This window comes from Providencia sp. NPDC089933 (genome assembly GCF_049545585.1).
GTDB lineage: Bacteria > Pseudomonadota > Gammaproteobacteria > Enterobacterales > Enterobacteriaceae > Providencia > Providencia huashanensis.
In genome coordinates, this window is the sequence record NZ_JBMWDT010000003.1 from 174230 (window position 1) to 190817 (window position 16588).

Consider the following 16588-nt stretch of genomic DNA (forward strand, 5'->3'; position numbering starts at 1 on the left):
TAGAGTTAGATTAAGGGATATATTTACAGAACGCAATAGAAAAGCAGATATTCATGCACAAAAAAACAACGCCCAACTCATCGTCAGGCGTTGTTAAGTCACATAACCGGAATTAGCCGTAAACCCCTGCTAATTCCTTAACATTTTTATTTCAATAAAGACTTAGCCGCTTCAACCGCTTTTTCTACGGTAATGCCAAACTCTTTGAATAGCTCTTCAGCCGGTGCAGACTCACCAAAAGAATGCATACCGATGATGGCGCCATTTAAGCCTGTATATTTGAACCAGTAATCGGCAATACCAGCTTCAATAGCAACACGTGCGCTAACATTTGCAGGTAATACCGCTTCACGGTAAGCCGCATCTTGTTTATCGAATGCATCGGTAGAAGGCATGGATACAACACGAACTTTACGGCCTTCTGCTGACAGTTGTTCTGCCGCTTTAACCGCTAATTCCACTTCAGAACCTGTCGCAATAAAGATTAGCTCAGGAGTGCCCGCGCAATCTTTCAGGATGTAAGCACCTTTCTCGATATTCGCTAGTTGCTCAGCAGTACGTGGCTGTTGCTCTAAATTCTGACGAGAGAAAATCAGTGCGCTTGGGCCATCTTTACGCTCAATGGCATATTTCCATGCAACCGCAGATTCAACTTGGTCACAAGGACGCCATGTGCTGAGGTTTGGAGTAACGCGCAGGCTAGCTAACTGTTCAACTGGTTGGTGAGTTGGACCGTCTTCCCCCAGACCAATAGAATCATGTGTATAAACGAAGATGCTGCGAATTTTCATTAACGCGGCCATACGAACAGCATTACGTGCGTATTCAACAAACATCAGGAATGTTGCACCGTAAGGGATGAAACCACCATGTAATGCAATACCATTCATGATAGCTGACATACCAAATTCGCGTACACCGTAATGAATGTAGTTACCTGCAAGGTCAACATTCAATGCTTTCGAACCTGACCACATGGTCAAGTTACTTGGCGCTAAGTCCGCAGACCCACCCATAAATTCAGGTAATACTTTACCAAACGCTTCTAAAGCATTTTGTGATGCTTTACGGCTTGCAATGTTCGCTGGGTTTTGTTGTAGGTTTTCAACAAACTGTTTCGCTTCAACATCAAAGTTTGCTGGTAATTCACCGTTCATACGACGAGTAAACTCAGCCGCTAACTCAGGGAACTGAGCGGTATACGCTGCGAATTTTTTATCCCATGCGCTTTGTTTTTCTTTACCTGCAACACGCGCGTCCCAAGCTTCATAAATATCTTTAGGGATTTCGAATGGGCCGTAGTTCCAACCTAATGCTTCACGTGTTGCTGCAATTTCTGCATCACCCAAAGGTGCACCATGGACAGACTCAGAACCCGCTTTATTTGGCGAACCAAAACCAATAATGGTTTTGCACATAATCAGCGTTGGTTTGTCTGTTTGGTTTTTCGCTTCATTAACAGCCGCATTGATTTGCGCTGCATCGTGACCATCAATATCACGGATCACATGCCAGCCATAAGATTCGAAACGTGCTGCTGTATCATCAGTAAACCAACCTTCAACTTCACCATCAATCGAGATGCCGTTGTCGTCATAAAAAGCGATCAGTTTATTTAATTTGAGAGTACCCGCTAAAGAACAGGCTTCATGAGAGATACCTTCCATCATACAGCCATCACCCATGAAAACATAAGTATGGTGATCAACAATATCATGGCTAGGACGGTTGAATTGCGCTGCTAATGTGCGCTCTGCGATAGCAAAACCGACTGCATTTGCAATGCCTTGCCCTAAAGGACCTGTCGTAGTTTCAACACCTGGAGTATAACCATATTCAGGGTGACCCGGTGTTTTAGAATGTAATTGGCGGAAGTTTTTTAACTCTTCAATAGGTAAATCATAACCTGCAAGATGCAACAAGCTATAAATTAACATAGAGCCATGACCATTGGATAATACAAAGCGGTCACGGTTCGCCCAGTGTGGGTCTGCTGGGTTATGATTCATATGGTCACGCCACAGCACTTCAGCAATATCAGCCATGCCCATTGGCGCGCCAGGATGCCCTGATTTTGCTTTTTGAACCGCATCCATACTTAGAAAGCGGATAGCATTAGCAAGGGTTTTACGAGTCGTCATCAGTATACTCCAGGTAGGATAAAAACGTACTTAAACCAATTTTTACAACGCGATATAAATACTTCTACTTCTATTAACACCTACACACCAACCATTCAGTTTATCAATGCATAACAACTTTTTCAGTCTTTTAACTGATACCATTAGCCACAAGAGCTTACACATGACAACTTGAATATTATGAGCAGAGTGATTGAAAGTAACGTAATTCCATTCATACCGCAATATTTGCTATGTTCATGGCAGCAGATCGAAAAAAATTAAACTGCTGCAAAGCTGAATCCATTCCATTGCGCAAAATATCCCTTAGGGCTTACATTTTTGCGCAATTGACTAGTCTTATTAAACCTGAGTTCACGGTCTGGGATCAAGGTGATTTATCCATCTTAAGCATTTAGCTGCCACAATAGTGATAATAGGCAAAGTTTTAGGCAAAAAAAGTATGAAAAACTACCGACTGCTTCCGAGTGTAAACCTAAGCAAGGTTGGCTCCAAAAGGGGTTATATTTCAAATCATAAGAAAAAAGCCAGAGACTGGCTAATCTCTGGCTTATCATTGGCCCATACTGAAAAATAGCCCGCTTGATGAGTGGCTTTCTTACTCTACTTAGCCCCTTCGCAGTTACCAATTGAATAATATTTATTAAAAATAACGATATACTTACGGCTTTTCTTTTTCATACTACTATCACGAAACTCTTGCTGAGGTAGTAGATACAGCATTAATGGCACCTCATTTTCATCAACCTCACAGCTTTGATGAATCAATACACGAAAATAAGTATTTCCTGTATTTTTCAATACGCCGCTATCACTATTTATTTCATATTTAAAATCAATATTTTTAGGCCTTACCACAAAGTAAGTTTCCAAACTGACTGTTGGATAAAATAAAGATTGTCGGTTTTGCCTGTTATCACTTTGAACATCAAGGGCTGTTTCACTAATCACAATCTTATAATAACGTTCTTTATTATCTTCTTGACCACGATAAAAAATTTTAAAATATTCCTGTTCTCCTGGTAGTAGGACTTTTTTCAATGGAGTGAAAATAATTTCCCCATCCTTAATCGCGTTTCCTTGTTCTTTTTCGTTTGGTTTATCAATTTGATAAGCACTAAAAGTATATAAATTTACCTTTTTCGTATCATTAACATACGGTTTTGAAAAAAAACTATTATTAGGTTCTAATGAAGAAATATCCGAACTCAAATAAAGCGCATATGCCTTTCCACAAAATAAAAGCAATAGTAACAACAAGCTACTGAATAATTGTTTTCTACGTACTTTCATTATTATATTAGCGGACAGGAGCATCGACTTAATATTACAAATGTACATCTGGTCCAGTCCAAGTTGCTTTTACAACCACAGTTCCACTTGCCGATACCGTTCCTAGCCAATCAATACCATCTAACGTAAACAAAGAGTTTGAATCATTCATTGGGAACCGTAAATCTAAGTTGGTACGATAAAAAGAGCCTAAATCTTGATTGGGAATATCCCATGGAGTTTCCGTCCATAATGCATTATCCATAGAGACTTCCGTGCCATCGCAACTTGAACGATAAGACTCCTCAACTCCCGATGCGTTCTTAAACGAAAGGTAAGCTGGAAAAGGGACATGGAACTTATCATCATCCGAACTAAATAAGCAGTAAGCTTGCCCACTCACATTAACCGTAGGCCCCTCTACTCTAGCGGTAATTGAGTCGGCCTGCCTTGGACCACTTGTTGTTACAATATAATTAAACTCAATTGCAGGTTCATTGGCTCCAACTTTACCTGTTTTTGACGGATTTGGAATAAAATCAGAAGGAACAATACTGATACTATAGTCACGAGGCTTAATCACTAACTGATTTGAGGGGGTAAATTCATAATATCCCGATTGTGGCGCTGCAGCTGGGTTAGTAAATGAAAAAGTAAAGAAATCCTGGCTATTAGTAAAATCGACGTTGTTCGTAATTAACTGCTTAAAAAACGTATTGGAAAAAAAGATAGATACGGAATCATTCGAAGTTTTGAAATAAGTGCTTGCTGCGTAAGTAGAATTATAATTCCGCCAAATATTTGACCCATCATCAGGACCAATTTTTATTGATGCACCCGCTGGCGTAAATGGAATTAACGTTGAGTTAACTTTTAAACTCAATAAGATATTTGCAAAAATATCCCCTGATGTCTCATGCTTAACAACTTGGCATATCAAGCCATTCACATTAGCAACAATGCCAATCCGGCAAAATTGAGCCCCTGGCCCCAAACTTGGATTACCATTGCTATCAATATAAACCTCTTGCATCGCACCTGTTGAGCTCAACTTTATATGCCCTGACTTCGTCATCGTAAATTCATGGGAAGCAATAATCTTTCCACCGACTCCTTGGCAAGTCTCGCCCTTAGAAGGGTCATAATCAATATTTGTCATGCAGGCACGATAACTATATGTCTCAACCGCACCAACAGGGAGTTTCTGAAAATATTGGTAAGTCGACTCACTAAATATACCACGAGCATAAATGCCTTCACCTAAGGTGTCAGATTGCACTATCTTATATGCACCGTTTTTTCCAATATATTGAGCTGGCCAATAACCGCTATCACGATGACAGTAATTACGCATACAGCGGTTACCAATAAACGGGCTGTCGATGGGGGAGTTTTCAAACCAAATATCTACATTTTGGTTTGCTCTAATGGCAGTATTGGTATACCCCATATAACCTAAGCTCTCCTGTGATTTAGCTGAATAACGGGAAAACTTATTCGCTCCTGTAAATCGAGGGTCTAATGATCTGGGAGTAACGAAGTATTCATCATCTACTCCATTTTCAATAAAAACATAAGAGTTACTGAGAGCTACCGCTATGACTGAGGAACTATAAAAGCCACTAAGCAATGCTAACACCGGAAGTAATGTATACATTATTTTATTTATCATAAAATTCTCATTGTCTTAATGCGACGGTTTTCTGTGGATCACAGGTTACATCACCTAACCATAACGCCCCTCTGGCTCCCTCTAAATTCAAATCAGCTTCGCAAATTGTTTGCTCATCTTCTTGTAAAAGAGAAATAACGGGGTAACGAATATCGACATCCATCGAAAATTCGCCATTATGATCTGTTTTTGTTCGGCCAATATGATTGCGGATTGATGCATATTTTATAAACTCACCATCAGGGGATTTAAGGCGACCAAATACCGTGACTAATTGCCTGACCTCTGGTTTATAAAAAGCGATATTTCCAGGGTATAAAGTGACAGATTTATTTCGTCCAGAAACAATATCAAAACTATCTTTAGACTTAGCGTCATTCATTAATTGAATGTCATAATCAGAATAAGGTGATAATGGGATAAATGTGTTCGTACCACTAATTGGATAACTTTGCCCATTAACACGAGCTGTCATACTCCCCGCGCCATGTATATCCGAATGGATAATAACACCCGACTTCCCTTGTTGACCGCTCGGCATAACTGTTCCATTGCTATATGCAACAGCACCTCTTGAGGTAAAATTACCATTTATTCTATTGCTGTCAGGTCGGTTAATAGTCACCATGCCCGAGTTATATTTAGTTTCATAAGAGGCGTAACCCATGGTTGAGAAATCAGACTCCCCATTATTTTTATCTCTAACCAACTTAGAAACTGAGCCGCCTATATTCGTAATTGCCGAATTTTCAAAATTTTTATTAGCATAAATATTTGCTTTCATGTTGCCATTACTTGATGAAAGCCCAGTGCTTAACCATGTTGATAAAGGTAATGAAAAATCAAGGCTAATAAATTTTTCATTCATACTTTTTTGGTCATCATAGTGGTAACGCTGTACGCCTGTTCTTAAGCCAACCGTACCATAGCGGCCTGAAAATAGCGTATTTGCATACTCATAGTTGATAGAATCACCGCCAATACGTTTATCTGTTGTACGACTAATGGTAAATGACCCTGCTCGCTCAAAGACTTTATCAATATTTAATGTTGCACCGTAAGAGTAGCTATTTGAGTCATAGATAGGTAATTCGCCTTTTACTACCGCTTTTTCTTTTGATGCCCAAATAGAACCGTAACCATCAGGAATACTTGACGATAGGGTAGCAATATTCCGATGACTACCATGATTCTCAAACATCCCCTGCCAAGACAATGAGATATACTGATTTAAAGAAAGGTTAATGCTACTTTCATTAATCAAAAAATCATCATAGCCGTAATTAGACATCTGAATGTTAACCCCAGATAAGACAGGGAAACTTTTTGCTGCAGAAACCCCGAATAAATAACTTTGCTTGAGCGGCTCACGTTGAGTGTATTTCCCTCTCACATAACGCTTCTTATCAAAATCAACATATCCCCCGTAAATCTCCCAGTTGAGTTTGTCAAAATTGACACCTCTTCCCCCGAAAGATTTATTAATAGTTTGATGTTGAGTTGTCACAATCTTGCCATCCACAACCGTTTCAATAGTAACGTCATAGATACCAAATGGTAGAATACTGGTGTCTACTTCAAAGCTTCCCATTGGGAAATTTTGAATGTTTAATAATTTTCCATCGCGATATATACGAGCTTCACCAGGACTATTCAAAAAGACGTAAATAGGGGTTAACGAATATTTTGAATTGACCACGACACTCGAAGCATTATTACCAACTGAAACCGCATAAATTTTGCTGCTATTTAACGTTGTTAAACTAGCGATAGACTGTAAGTTCCATGTACTCATTAACCCAAGAGCGAAGCGTAACCCATTAAAATCACGCTCATACATTGCTCGATAGAGCTCAGTATTAGAGTTTGACTTTCCAATACTGTACGCCGAAGCATTAATATTGATATGATGCTCTGCGATCGCAAATAGGGTATCTAAATTAAAATAACTACTAGATGAATTTTTACCTTTTTTTATCTGACTCTGAAAAATACCGAAGTCATAATTAACAACGGAAGAGAAAGCATCAACAGACGAATTTCCAAGAGAAAATTGGCGTATTTTTTCCTGAGGAGCAAATGCATCACTATCCACATCTAAAGATAGATTAAATGAGGATACATCGAGTTGTAACCATGCATTTTTATCAACTTCAATATTATTTGTCTCATTGAAGAATGACTCTTTCTTACTTTCTAATTTTTCAATTAATAATTGGTTTAATTTTGGTCCTTGACTAGCATCAACTAAATGAATGTTCGCAAGCTTAATCTTTCCTTGTTCTACAACTATAATAGCATCTGCTATCTTATCTTCACTTTGATTCTTCTCTATATCGCTATTTAGACGTAAAAATACAGGGACAGACATACCTTCTTCCAACGCAATAACAAAAGCAGGAGGAATAATATACCCTCCAACTTTAATACGCTTTATGTCCCTAGCATAAATAGCATTTGAAAAAATAAAGCTTATTATTGATAACGTAATAATACTTTTATGCATAATTAAGCCCTAACCCTGCTATTTGACAACAATGAAATTCCCTTTGTGCCAAATACCAATACTTGTTTTTTTATTATTTACATTGACTAATTGAAGTTTCACTGCCAAGTTTGGCATCAAGTAATAACGCTCTCGACATATACCTTCAATTCCAAAAGTTATTTTTTCTGTTAAGCAAGGGCCAGATGCAACAACACGGAAAGAAGTATTTCCTAAATTAGCAACTTGGTACTTTTCATATTGATATCGAAAGTTTTCCACCCTAGGAGCGACAACAAGTATCGTGCTTATCGTCGCTGATGTTGTTGCAGAGGCTGATTTTGAACTTTTCGTTATTCCGCTTTCACTTATTGGGTCATCTTTCCAATTTAATCGGTAGTAACGTTCTTGATCATCTTTAGGACCATTATAAATAATTTTAAATATGTCTCTTGCTTTGCCCGGAAGAATAATATTCGCTGGTGTTGACAATATCTCATTAGGGTCATTAACGGGAATAACTTTTCCATTCTCTAAAGGAGAATCTATTTTTTCAATGCTTAAATTTACCAACCTTGCTGCATCGACCGTATTTTCAATTTCCTTTGACAAGGTGTTTTCTTCAGAAGAAATAATTTCTGTTATATTCCCAACATTAACAGCCAAACTATTTTTCAGTGGAATAATTGATAATAAAATGAGCGCAAGAATTGTTTTTTTCATAATAAAACTCAAATAAAAGACGATAAAGATACTATTTCCTTATATTATCTTTATCGTAATAAAGGATTTGTTATTTAATTAATGAAATAACTTATGGTGTAACAAAAGTTCCTTCCCAATTTGCAGTAAATTGAACTTTTACATCACCATCCCAAACGCCATCAGCAAGATCTTTAAATTCAGCTGCCGCACCTGCAGATTCTGCACTTGCAATAACGAATGTAAATTCACCACGGTCTGTTGCGCGGTCAGAACCATTATAAACACCATCAGCAGCTAAATTATCTAAACCAGACGTTAAACCACCAGCAACATCAATTAAAGTTGTCTCCGTTGCCGTATCTAAGTCAGTTCCATTCCATTTAACACCCACTTTTAATGTGGAGTTATCAGTAGTTCTTGATAATGTATTAGCAATCACTTTTGAGGTTAATTTAAAATCTGTAGCACCTGACTGCCCTTGAATAGCAACATCAAATGCCCCATTTTGCTGATTAAAACTTTGTTGGCCTTCGGCATAATTAAATGTCAGGCTTTTTAACGGAGTAACAACTAACATACTTGTTGTATCTTTAATTGCGGTTGCTTGCCATGTTGCGGTCGCTTGTGCAGTGCGCGTATCCGCATTCGCAACAGTAGCAAAAGAAGCAGCAATAATCCCAGATAATAGTACAGACGATATTCTTTTATTAAACATTGTTATTCTCTCTAATTAAAATTAAATACATACCAAATAAAAATTACATAGTATAAAAAACACTTTTAGTTGTGTTTTTTATAAAATATAATCTTGACCACTAAAAATGTAATTAAAAAATATTTTTATTATTATTTTTTATTTAAAAAATTATCCATTAAGTAATTACTTAACAAGTAATTTTTTTTATTAGATTCTTCCTTAGCCATTTTTATATCAAAGTCATGTTCATTTTGAACAAACATTATTAGTTCAACCCAATTTTTATCGAGTATATTCAAAAGTTGACTTAGTTGATCTATGGTCAAAGATGTTTTTCCAGTTTCATAGCGTGAAATTTGTTGCTGGCTGACATGCATTAACTTTGCTAGTTGCTTTCCCGTTAGATTTTTTTCTTTTCTGGACTTTCGTAAAAAAACCCCCGCATAATAACTTAAGTTATTTACTTCCATAAGCATTTCCAAAATTTTCCCGATGACAAAATTCAAGTAAAATCATTCAATAAATGATAATCATTAATATATTTATATTTAATAGGATAAATTATTTGATAATAATTCTCTGACTATTAATTTATGCTTAATAATATAAATTGATTAAAAAACGTGTAAAAATGTTTAAACCTATCAATGTTAGTAAATCAATAGATTAACTCTATTTAGGTGTTTTTTATGAACCACATTTCAGTTTTATCACCAGATAAAACACGTAGTCAGAGTAGAAAAATGATAAGTAACTATGTGATAAGTAAATTATTTTTTGATGTGAAAATATTGTTTTTTATATTAGTAAAATAAGTTGCAAAAATTATTTTAATTAAAACATAATATATTTAATGGACATTTAAATTAATACTATTTTTCATTTTGTTACAATTTGGCATGTAATGTATAAATAAATTATTACAATAACACATAATATGAGTATTAAGGATTTATCTCTACGAAGAGATCATTATTTAGCGTTAAGATCGAGTATGATATATTTATTGATGTAAATCAAAAATGTATTCAGTTAATTTTACTCTTTTGAAGAATTTAAAAAATAAAATAATAACTAGAATAACAATCGTAACCGAAACAATTCATCAATGATATAAAAAGTACACCCCCTCAATTCGCCAAATACAGCATAAAAATCGACCTATTTTAGCCCATTAAATTAATAACCAAATAAAATAGTTTCAGTAAAAAAATTGATTAACCTACCACAAAATAGGTAACCATTTGCTAAAAAACAGCTCTTATTAATAAACTGATTGTTATCTATTTAGTCATTCAGCCTTTCAATGATACAGCGCAGTTCATAGTGACAGCTCTCCATCCGATTGAACAAAGGTCTAAAATTAAACTTTTTTAGTCTAATATACAGATGGTTAAGCAACTGATAATGAAATAAAACTATTTTGACAAGATGAGATGATGAGACAAAAAAAAAGCCCCGAGTTAAAAACTCAGGGCTTTAATATTTGGCGGAACGGACGGGACTCGAACCCGCGACCCCCTGCGTGACAGGCAGGTATTCTAACCAACTGAACTACCGCTCCGGATGTTCCCTTCTGGGAACGCCAAGCATATTACGAATACTTTGCAGCCCCGTCAATACTTTTTCTTGGGAAATCGCGCAGTTGAGCAGTTTTTAGCCTTAAATAGCACACTTAATTTGCATGCCATCATTTGTACCAATACATTCTATATATCAATGTAAATTTTCAGCCTCATCAGAAGACTGCCGCCAAAGACAAGGTTTTCCCCCTTTCTTATCGACAATGTCTAATCGCGCTTCGTGGGCAATGACCTCTTCATCGGAAGCATAGAGTACTTTCAAGCCTGTTGTCGGTCGTTCAATTCTTTGTATTTCATTGGCTTGCTCATTATCGGCAGACTCAGACTCCATCGAAAATGACAACGATGTTTGCCCACCCGTCATTGCTAAATAGACGTCAGATAAAATCTCCGCATCGAGCAATGCCCCGTGTAAAGTACGCTTAGTGTTATCAATTAGATAACGATCGCACAATGCATCTAAGTTGTTTCTCTTTCCGGGGAAAAGGCGACGAGCTAAAACCAAGCTGTCCGTGATCGTACAAAAGTCAGCCGTTGGTGGAATACCTTTATTGAGCTTACGAAATTCATGATCCATAAACCCGATATCGAAGGGGGCATTATGAATGACTAATTCAGCGCCACGAATAAATTCAATAAATTCATCCGCAATATCTGCAAAAACGGGCTTATCTTGCAAAAACTCATCGCTGATCCCATGCACTTCAAATGCTTCAGGGTCCACTAAGCGATCGGGTTTAATGTACACATGAAAATTACGCCCTGTGAGTCGGCGGTTAATCACTTCAACTGCACCAATCTCAATTATATTGTGCCCTTCATAATGAACACCGAGTTTATTCATACCGGTTGTTTCAGTATCAAGAACAATTTGTCTGGTTATCACCGTGCTCATAATGTTTTTTTGTGTCAAACTAGAAAGGAACGAATAATATAGAGTGTAACAGAAATGACAAAGCAGGTAGAAATTTTCACGGACGGTTCCTGTTTGGGTAACCCTGGCCCGGGGGGATATGGTGTTGTTCTACGTTATCAACAGCATGAAAAAACGTTGAGTGATGGGTATTTTTTAACCACAAATAACCGGATGGAACTACTTGCGGCTATTGTCGCCCTAGAATCACTGAAACGGCCTTGTGATATCATATTAACCACTGACAGCCAGTACGTCCGCCAAGGGATCACCCAATGGATCCACGGTTGGAAACGCAGACAATGGCGTAAAGCGGATAAGTCTCCCGTTGTCAATGTAGACTTATGGAAGCGCCTCGATGAAGCTATCCAACGTCACACTATCGACTGGCGCTGGGTTAAAGGACACGCAGGTCACCCAGAAAACGAAAAATGCGATGAGCTTGCTCGCGCGGCGGCGTCATCTCCAACCAAAGAAGATACCGGCTACCAACCTGCACAAGATTAACGATTATGGTTAACTTTAGTGCGTTCACTCAGCTCTTTTGCCGCACCTAAAGCCGTGCCTATTTTAACTTTCGGCTGCTTAAATTTTAACGGCGTTGGCGTGAGCGGATAAGTCCGTTTTCGCGCCACAATAACACTTAGTACCCCTATACCACCGCCATGTTTATTAATCCGTCTGTGTGAATTCATCCAAGGGATAACATGACAATTACGATGATATAAAACTTCATAGTTTAATAAACTTAGCCAATCAAATACCCTTAAAGCAGGAAAAAACCGGCTACAATAAGGTTGCCGTTTACGTAGAACAGGTACTAACTTTGCTAACCCTGCTAAGCTAAAGGGGTTAAACCCTGAAATAACTAGCCACCCATCATCAATTAATACACGGTCGACCTCCCTTAGAAGCCAATGTGGGTCGCTATCATAGGCTAAACAATGAGCCATTAAGCATGCATCAATTGATTTCTCAGTAAAGGGCAACGCCCCCGGTTGAGCAATAAGATTAAACCGCGGGTCATTATTCCCAACATTGAACTGATGAGAAATTAGGCACTCTTGGGTCTGGATTTCAGTACTTAAATGGCCTAACTTAAGGAGATGAAAACCAAATATCTTTGGCCACCAAGGCCTTAATTGGTTTTCTATAGACTGCCGATATTGCTCTCCAAAAGGAATATCACACCAACTAACGGGCATTTGGAGCTTTTTATCAATACGTGCAGGCTTCATGAAATTCCCCTATTAACAAGTATCGAGGTCGTTATGGAGTTAATTCGAGTCCCAGCTTTAAATGATAACTACATTTGGGTTTTAGCTGATAACCAGCAGTGTATCATTGTTGACCCTGCGGAGGCAGAGCCTGTGCTCGAAATAATTACCGCACAACATTTAACGCCAGTCGCTATCCTCTTAACTCACCACCATAATGACCATACCGGTGGTGTAAAAGGCATTTTAAACAAATTTACATCGCTACCTGTTTTTGGACCTAAAGAAACTGAAAATAAAGGTGCAACAGAATTAGTCGAAGAAGGTGATACTGTCATTATTAACCAATTTAAATTCCAAGTAATTGCTTTATCTGGGCATACCCTTGGGCATATTGGTTTTTACCAAGCGCCTTATTTGTTTTGCGGTGATACTTTATTTTCAGCTGGTTGTGGGCGTATTTTTGAAGGTACACCAGAACAAATGTGGCAATCTATTCAAAAAATTGCAGCGCTCCCAGACGAAACATTAATATGCTGCGCCCATGAATATACCTTGTCGAACCTTAAATTTGCTCACCATATCTGGCCTGAAAATGAAGCGATTACACAATATTTACAAAAAATAACGCAAATGCGTGACAAACATCAAGCAACAGTTCCTACCCTATTGAAAGATGAGAAGAAAATAAATATTTTCTTGCAATGCGACAATCAACAATTACAAAAAAAACTCGAAATTAATATGCAAAATCCCCCTTTGAGAGCAGTTTTTACCCTTTTACGTCAATTAAAAGATCAATTTTAAAGTTTAATGATTGTCATCATGGGGTGGGATAAGTATTATTGTTCGACTTTTAAACATTGCAACGAAGAACAATAGAATAAAATGAAGAAAATCGCGACACTTATCGCCATTGTTCTGCTGGCAGGATGCCAAACCGCCCCAAAAAATGTTAAGCAGAACAAACCTTCAGCCAATCACACAATTGAAACTGTTGCCTCTCACAACCAAGCAGCAAGTAGACAACTTCCAAAGGTAGATTATGACCTTTGGGGTTACATCAGTGATGAGCTAAAAATGGATATACCTGATAACCCACAAATCAGGGAAATGGCTAACAGTTACCTAAACAAACAACGTTTTGTCTACGATGTGGCATTAAGAGCAGAGCCCTATATGTACCTCATCGTAGACGAAATTAACGAACGTAACTTGCCGATGGAATTAGCATTAATTCCGATTATTGAAAGTTCTTTCAACCCTAAAGCAACTTCACCAGCAAAAGCCGCAGGCCTGTGGCAAATCGTTCCAATTACAGCGCGTTCTTATGGGCTAAAACAAACCCAATGGGTTGATGAACGTAGAGATGTTGTTTCATCAACTAAAGCTGCATTTGATTTACTTGAAAACCTAAATATCATGTTTGGCCATGATTGGGAGCTCACGTTAGCTGCGTATAATTGTGGTGAAGGTTGTGTGCTAAATGCTATTAAAAAGAATGAGGCTGCTGGTTTGCCGACTGATTTCTGGTCCCTTTCTTTGCCAAAAGAAACTAAACAATACGTACCCAAAATTCTAGCTCTCAGCCAAGTGCTGAAAACACCAGAAAAGTACCAAGTTAACCTGCCAACCAGTAATAAAAATAGGGCGTTAACTCAAATTGATGTAGGCCAGCAAATTACACTATCCCAAGCCGCTGAGCTAGCAGGGCTTACTGTAGAATCAGTGAAAACCTATAATTCAGGCTATACTCGAGGCATCACATCGCCAACAGGCCCACATTATATTATGTTACCAACAGCAAAAGCGGAGCAATTTAAAACATCGTTATCTGATCAAGACGTTTTAGAAACCATCCGCCTTGCCGCAATACAAAATCAACAAATTAAAACGGCACAACCGACGGCAATTTCAACAGCTCGCCAAAACCGAGCAAAAATTACGACTTATAAAGTACGTAAAGGGGAATCAGTCGCCAGTATTGCTAAAAAGTTTAATACCACAGCCAAAAATATTCAGAAGCTAAATGGGTTAAAAACGGCGAGTGTGATAATGCCAGGGCAAACATTAAAAGTTTCTAGCCCAATATCGGCAGCGAACAATCGTAAAACGAAAACCTATAAAGTCAGAAAAGGCGATTCCTATTATAGTATTGCAAAACGCCATGGTATCAAGCTCAATGATTTAATGACTTGGAACGCAGGCGTAAAAATGGCTGATTTAAAACCAGGGGTAACCTTAAACCTTTACCTCTAAGTTACCTCCATGAAAAACCTCCCCAATTTTGGTCGAGGTTTTTTCTTATTTAATTATCTTATTTCATTGGTAAAATTAAACTATTTAAATACTCTGAATGGAGTAATACTTTTTATAACATCTTTTGTGTAAACATTTCATATTAGCCGTACTAAAATAACCAAATGGTTAAACGTAATTTAAACATTTTATAAAATTGAGTTTAAGTCGAGCATTTATAGCTCTATTTTAGTCACTTACTAATAAAAATGAAAAAAGTAGTTGATTGGTGGTGACTTATGTAATAATAATGCTATTATTATATCGCGGCTAAACTAGTCCAAGCTGCCAGTCCGTGTTCGAATGTCACTTATGTATAATATTAATAATCTTCGAAAACTTAACGAACTAGCAATAACTTTATATTTTTCAATATATTACTGCTTTATATATGTATATTGAACATAGGTGCTTTTAATTAGTTAACGTGACATTATTATTGATATAACAATACACATAGCAAAAGTCAGATTCGCCCGCGGAGGTGATTATGGATGAATACTCACCCAAAAGACATGATATAGCAGAACTAAAATACTTATGTAACAGTCTCAATAGAGACGCTATCTTAAGTTTGCAAAAAACCAACACACATTGGATTAACGATCTAAGCTCTGCACAAAGTGCAGCTCTAAATGAACTCATTGAACATATCGCAGCTTTTGTCTGGCGATTTAAGATCAAATATCCAAAAGAAAATCTCGTTATATCATTAATTGAAGAGTACCTCGATGAGACTTATGACTTATTTGGTAGCCCAGTCATCACATTAAGTGAAATTATAGATTGGGAAACTATGAATCAAAATCTAGTTTCAGTGCTGGATGATGACCTAAAATGTCTGACCAGCAAAACATAAAATCATTATTTATCTTTAATCAAACAATAACATCGTATGTTACTAAGTTATATTCCATATAAAGAAAGGGCGTTATGACCAAATCTGATTATCTGATGCGTTTGAGAAAATGCACAACAATTGAAACACTTGAGCGTGTCATTGAAAAAAACAAGTATGAACTATCTGATGATGAACTAGAGTTATTCTACTCAGCGGCAGATCATCGTCTTGCTGAACTCACTATGAATAAGCTCTACGATAAAATTCCACCTTCTGTATGGAAGTTTGTTAGATAATACTGTATTAACACGCGCAGATAGTGAATGGTTATAGCCGGTAAATCCACTTATCGGCTGAACTTAATACAATTTTATTTTTAGCACTAATATAGTGCTAGTAGGTTTTTTATTTCTAATTTCCCTGCCTTCTGTTTTTTATCACCATTATAATTAACAATTAATGCGATATTTTTAACTTTATTCTATTTTAATATTAGATATTATTTTAAAGAATAAAAATAAACTTCATATTTATAAATACAATTAAATACAGAACACAAAACTAGCCAATTAATTTGATATAAAAATAAGGGGATTTTTTCTAGTTTAGATGAAAGCAGTGGGATAAATTGGGTGGGAGCCCTGCCAGCGACATCCCGGCACACACGACCCCTGCTATGGCTGCTTCCTTCCGGACCTGACCAAGTTAACAAGTTAGCGTTGCGGGAGAACCAACAGAGCCCCCATTGATTGCTTCTTTCAAAG

General features: G+C 37.3%; 14 protein-coding genes, 1 tRNA gene and 1 other RNA gene. 5 read left to right on the plus strand and 11 right to left on the minus strand.

Going from position 1 to position 16588, the window contains the following annotated elements; translation table 11 throughout:
• Positions 1-146 precede the first annotated feature (146 nt).
• The 9 genes from tkt to dnaQ form a co-directional block, all read right to left on the minus strand.
• Complete coding sequence (tkt, locus tag ACPEH5_RS06280; protein ID WP_042846880.1) at positions 147-2141, minus strand: transketolase; 1995 nt, start codon at positions 2139-2141, stop codon at positions 147-149.
• 603 nt (positions 2142-2744) lie between these two features.
• Positions 2745-3434, minus strand: coding sequence for a fimbrial protein (locus ACPEH5_RS06285; RefSeq protein ID WP_131680453.1), 690 nt, complete (start codon positions 3432-3434; stop codon positions 2745-2747).
• Positions 3435-3468: 34 nt separating this feature from the next.
• The gene (locus tag ACPEH5_RS06290; protein WP_226619090.1) at positions 3469-5085 is read right to left on the minus strand and encodes a fimbrial protein; all 1617 of its coding nucleotides are present in this window, start codon (positions 5083-5085) and stop codon (positions 3469-3471) included.
• A gap of 7 nt (positions 5086-5092) precedes the next feature.
• Positions 5093-7591, minus strand: a complete 2499-nt coding sequence (locus tag ACPEH5_RS06295) for a TcfC E-set like domain-containing protein (RefSeq protein ID WP_166685883.1) — start codon at positions 7589-7591, stop codon at positions 5093-5095.
• A gap of 18 nt (positions 7592-7609) precedes the next feature.
• On the minus strand, positions 7610-8293 hold the full coding sequence (locus ACPEH5_RS06300; protein ID WP_048608337.1) for a hypothetical protein: 684 nt from the start codon (positions 8291-8293) through the stop codon (positions 7610-7612).
• Positions 8294-8384: 91 nt separating this feature from the next.
• Positions 8385-8990 carry a common pilus major fimbrillin subunit EcpA gene (gene ecpA, locus ACPEH5_RS06305; protein WP_042846883.1) on the minus strand — a complete coding sequence of 202 codons (606 nt, stop codon included), beginning with the start codon at positions 8988-8990 and terminating at the stop codon, positions 8385-8387.
• Between the two features lie 131 nt (positions 8991-9121).
• A complete protein-coding gene (locus tag ACPEH5_RS06310) occupies positions 9122-9442 on the minus strand; it encodes a helix-turn-helix domain-containing protein (protein WP_042846884.1) in 321 nt (106 codons plus the stop codon).
• A gap of 1017 nt (positions 9443-10459) precedes the next feature.
• Positions 10460-10536: transfer RNA gene (locus tag ACPEH5_RS06315), tRNA-Asp, on the minus strand.
• A 152-nt stretch (positions 10537-10688) separates the two neighbouring features.
• Complete coding sequence (dnaQ, locus tag ACPEH5_RS06320; RefSeq protein WP_042846885.1) at positions 10689-11450, minus strand: DNA polymerase III subunit epsilon; 762 nt, start codon at positions 11448-11450, stop codon at positions 10689-10691.
• A 54-nt stretch (positions 11451-11504) separates the two neighbouring features.
• Between dnaQ and rnhA the strand changes: the two genes are divergently transcribed.
• Positions 11505-11975: a ribonuclease HI gene (gene rnhA / locus ACPEH5_RS06325; RefSeq protein ID WP_042846886.1), complete on the plus strand. Its 471-nt coding sequence runs from the start codon at positions 11505-11507 to the stop codon at positions 11973-11975.
• Here the strand turns inward: rnhA and ACPEH5_RS06330 are convergent.
• Positions 11972-12706, minus strand: coding sequence for a class I SAM-dependent methyltransferase (locus tag ACPEH5_RS06330; protein WP_042846887.1), 735 nt, complete (start codon positions 12704-12706; stop codon positions 11972-11974). The genes rnhA and ACPEH5_RS06330 overlap by 4 nt on opposite strands.
• Before the next feature lie 33 nt (positions 12707-12739).
• On the opposite strand from ACPEH5_RS06330, the gene gloB reads away from it, so the two are divergent.
• The 4 genes from gloB to ACPEH5_RS06350 all read left to right on the plus strand — a co-directional run bounded on the left by gloB (position 12740) and on the right by ACPEH5_RS06350 (position 16120).
• Positions 12740-13492, plus strand: coding sequence for a hydroxyacylglutathione hydrolase (gene gloB, locus ACPEH5_RS06335; RefSeq protein WP_042846888.1), 753 nt, complete (start codon positions 12740-12742; stop codon positions 13490-13492).
• Between the two features lie 81 nt (positions 13493-13573).
• Positions 13574-14944 carry a murein transglycosylase D gene (gene mltD, locus ACPEH5_RS06340; RefSeq protein WP_166685881.1) on the plus strand — a complete coding sequence of 457 codons (1371 nt, stop codon included), beginning with the start codon at positions 13574-13576 and terminating at the stop codon, positions 14942-14944.
• 529 nt (positions 14945-15473) lie between these two features.
• A complete protein-coding gene (gene tomB, locus ACPEH5_RS06345; protein ID WP_042846890.1) occupies positions 15474-15842 on the plus strand; it encodes an Hha toxicity modulator TomB in 369 nt (122 codons plus the stop codon).
• A 74-nt stretch (positions 15843-15916) separates the two neighbouring features.
• Positions 15917-16120, plus strand: coding sequence for an HHA domain-containing protein (locus ACPEH5_RS06350; protein WP_042846891.1), 204 nt, complete (start codon positions 15917-15919; stop codon positions 16118-16120).
• A 343-nt stretch (positions 16121-16463) separates the two neighbouring features.
• Here ACPEH5_RS06350 and ffs read toward each other — a convergent pair.
• Positions 16464-16560, minus strand: an RNA gene (ffs, locus tag ACPEH5_RS06355) — signal recognition particle sRNA small type.
• Positions 16561-16588 lie beyond the last annotated feature (28 nt).

Bases quoted from the DNA above. Each gene is read 5' to 3' on its own strand.
- tkt (WP_042846880.1), bottom strand. From the start codon at position 2,141: ATGACGACTCGTAAAACCCTTGCTAATGCTATCCGCTTTCTAAGTATG.
- ACPEH5_RS06285 (WP_131680453.1), bottom strand. From the start codon at position 3,434: ATGAAAGTACGTAGAAAACAATTATTCAGTAGCTTGTTGTTACTATTG.
- ACPEH5_RS06290 (WP_226619090.1), bottom strand. From the start codon at position 5,085: ATGATAAATAAAATAATGTATACATTACTTCCGGTGTTAGCATTGCTT.
- ACPEH5_RS06295 (WP_166685883.1), bottom strand. From the start codon at position 7,591: ATGCATAAAAGTATTATTACGTTATCAATAATAAGCTTTATTTTTTCA.
- ACPEH5_RS06300 (WP_048608337.1), bottom strand. From the start codon at position 8,293: ATGAAAAAAACAATTCTTGCGCTCATTTTATTATCAATTATTCCACTG.
- ecpA (WP_042846883.1), bottom strand. From the start codon at position 8,990: ATGTTTAATAAAAGAATATCGTCTGTACTATTATCTGGGATTATTGCT.
- ACPEH5_RS06310 (WP_042846884.1), bottom strand. From the start codon at position 9,442: ATGGAAGTAAATAACTTAAGTTATTATGCGGGGGTTTTTTTACGAAAG.
- dnaQ (WP_042846885.1), bottom strand. From the start codon at position 11,450: ATGAGCACGGTGATAACCAGACAAATTGTTCTTGATACTGAAACAACC.
- rnhA (WP_042846886.1), top strand. From the start codon at position 11,505: ATGACAAAGCAGGTAGAAATTTTCACGGACGGTTCCTGTTTGGGTAAC.
- ACPEH5_RS06330 (WP_042846887.1), bottom strand. From the start codon at position 12,706: ATGAAGCCTGCACGTATTGATAAAAAGCTCCAAATGCCCGTTAGTTGG.
- gloB (WP_042846888.1), top strand. From the start codon at position 12,740: ATGGAGTTAATTCGAGTCCCAGCTTTAAATGATAACTACATTTGGGTT.
- mltD (WP_166685881.1), top strand. From the start codon at position 13,574: ATGAAGAAAATCGCGACACTTATCGCCATTGTTCTGCTGGCAGGATGC.
- tomB (WP_042846890.1), top strand. From the start codon at position 15,474: ATGGATGAATACTCACCCAAAAGACATGATATAGCAGAACTAAAATAC.
- ACPEH5_RS06350 (WP_042846891.1), top strand. From the start codon at position 15,917: ATGACCAAATCTGATTATCTGATGCGTTTGAGAAAATGCACAACAATT.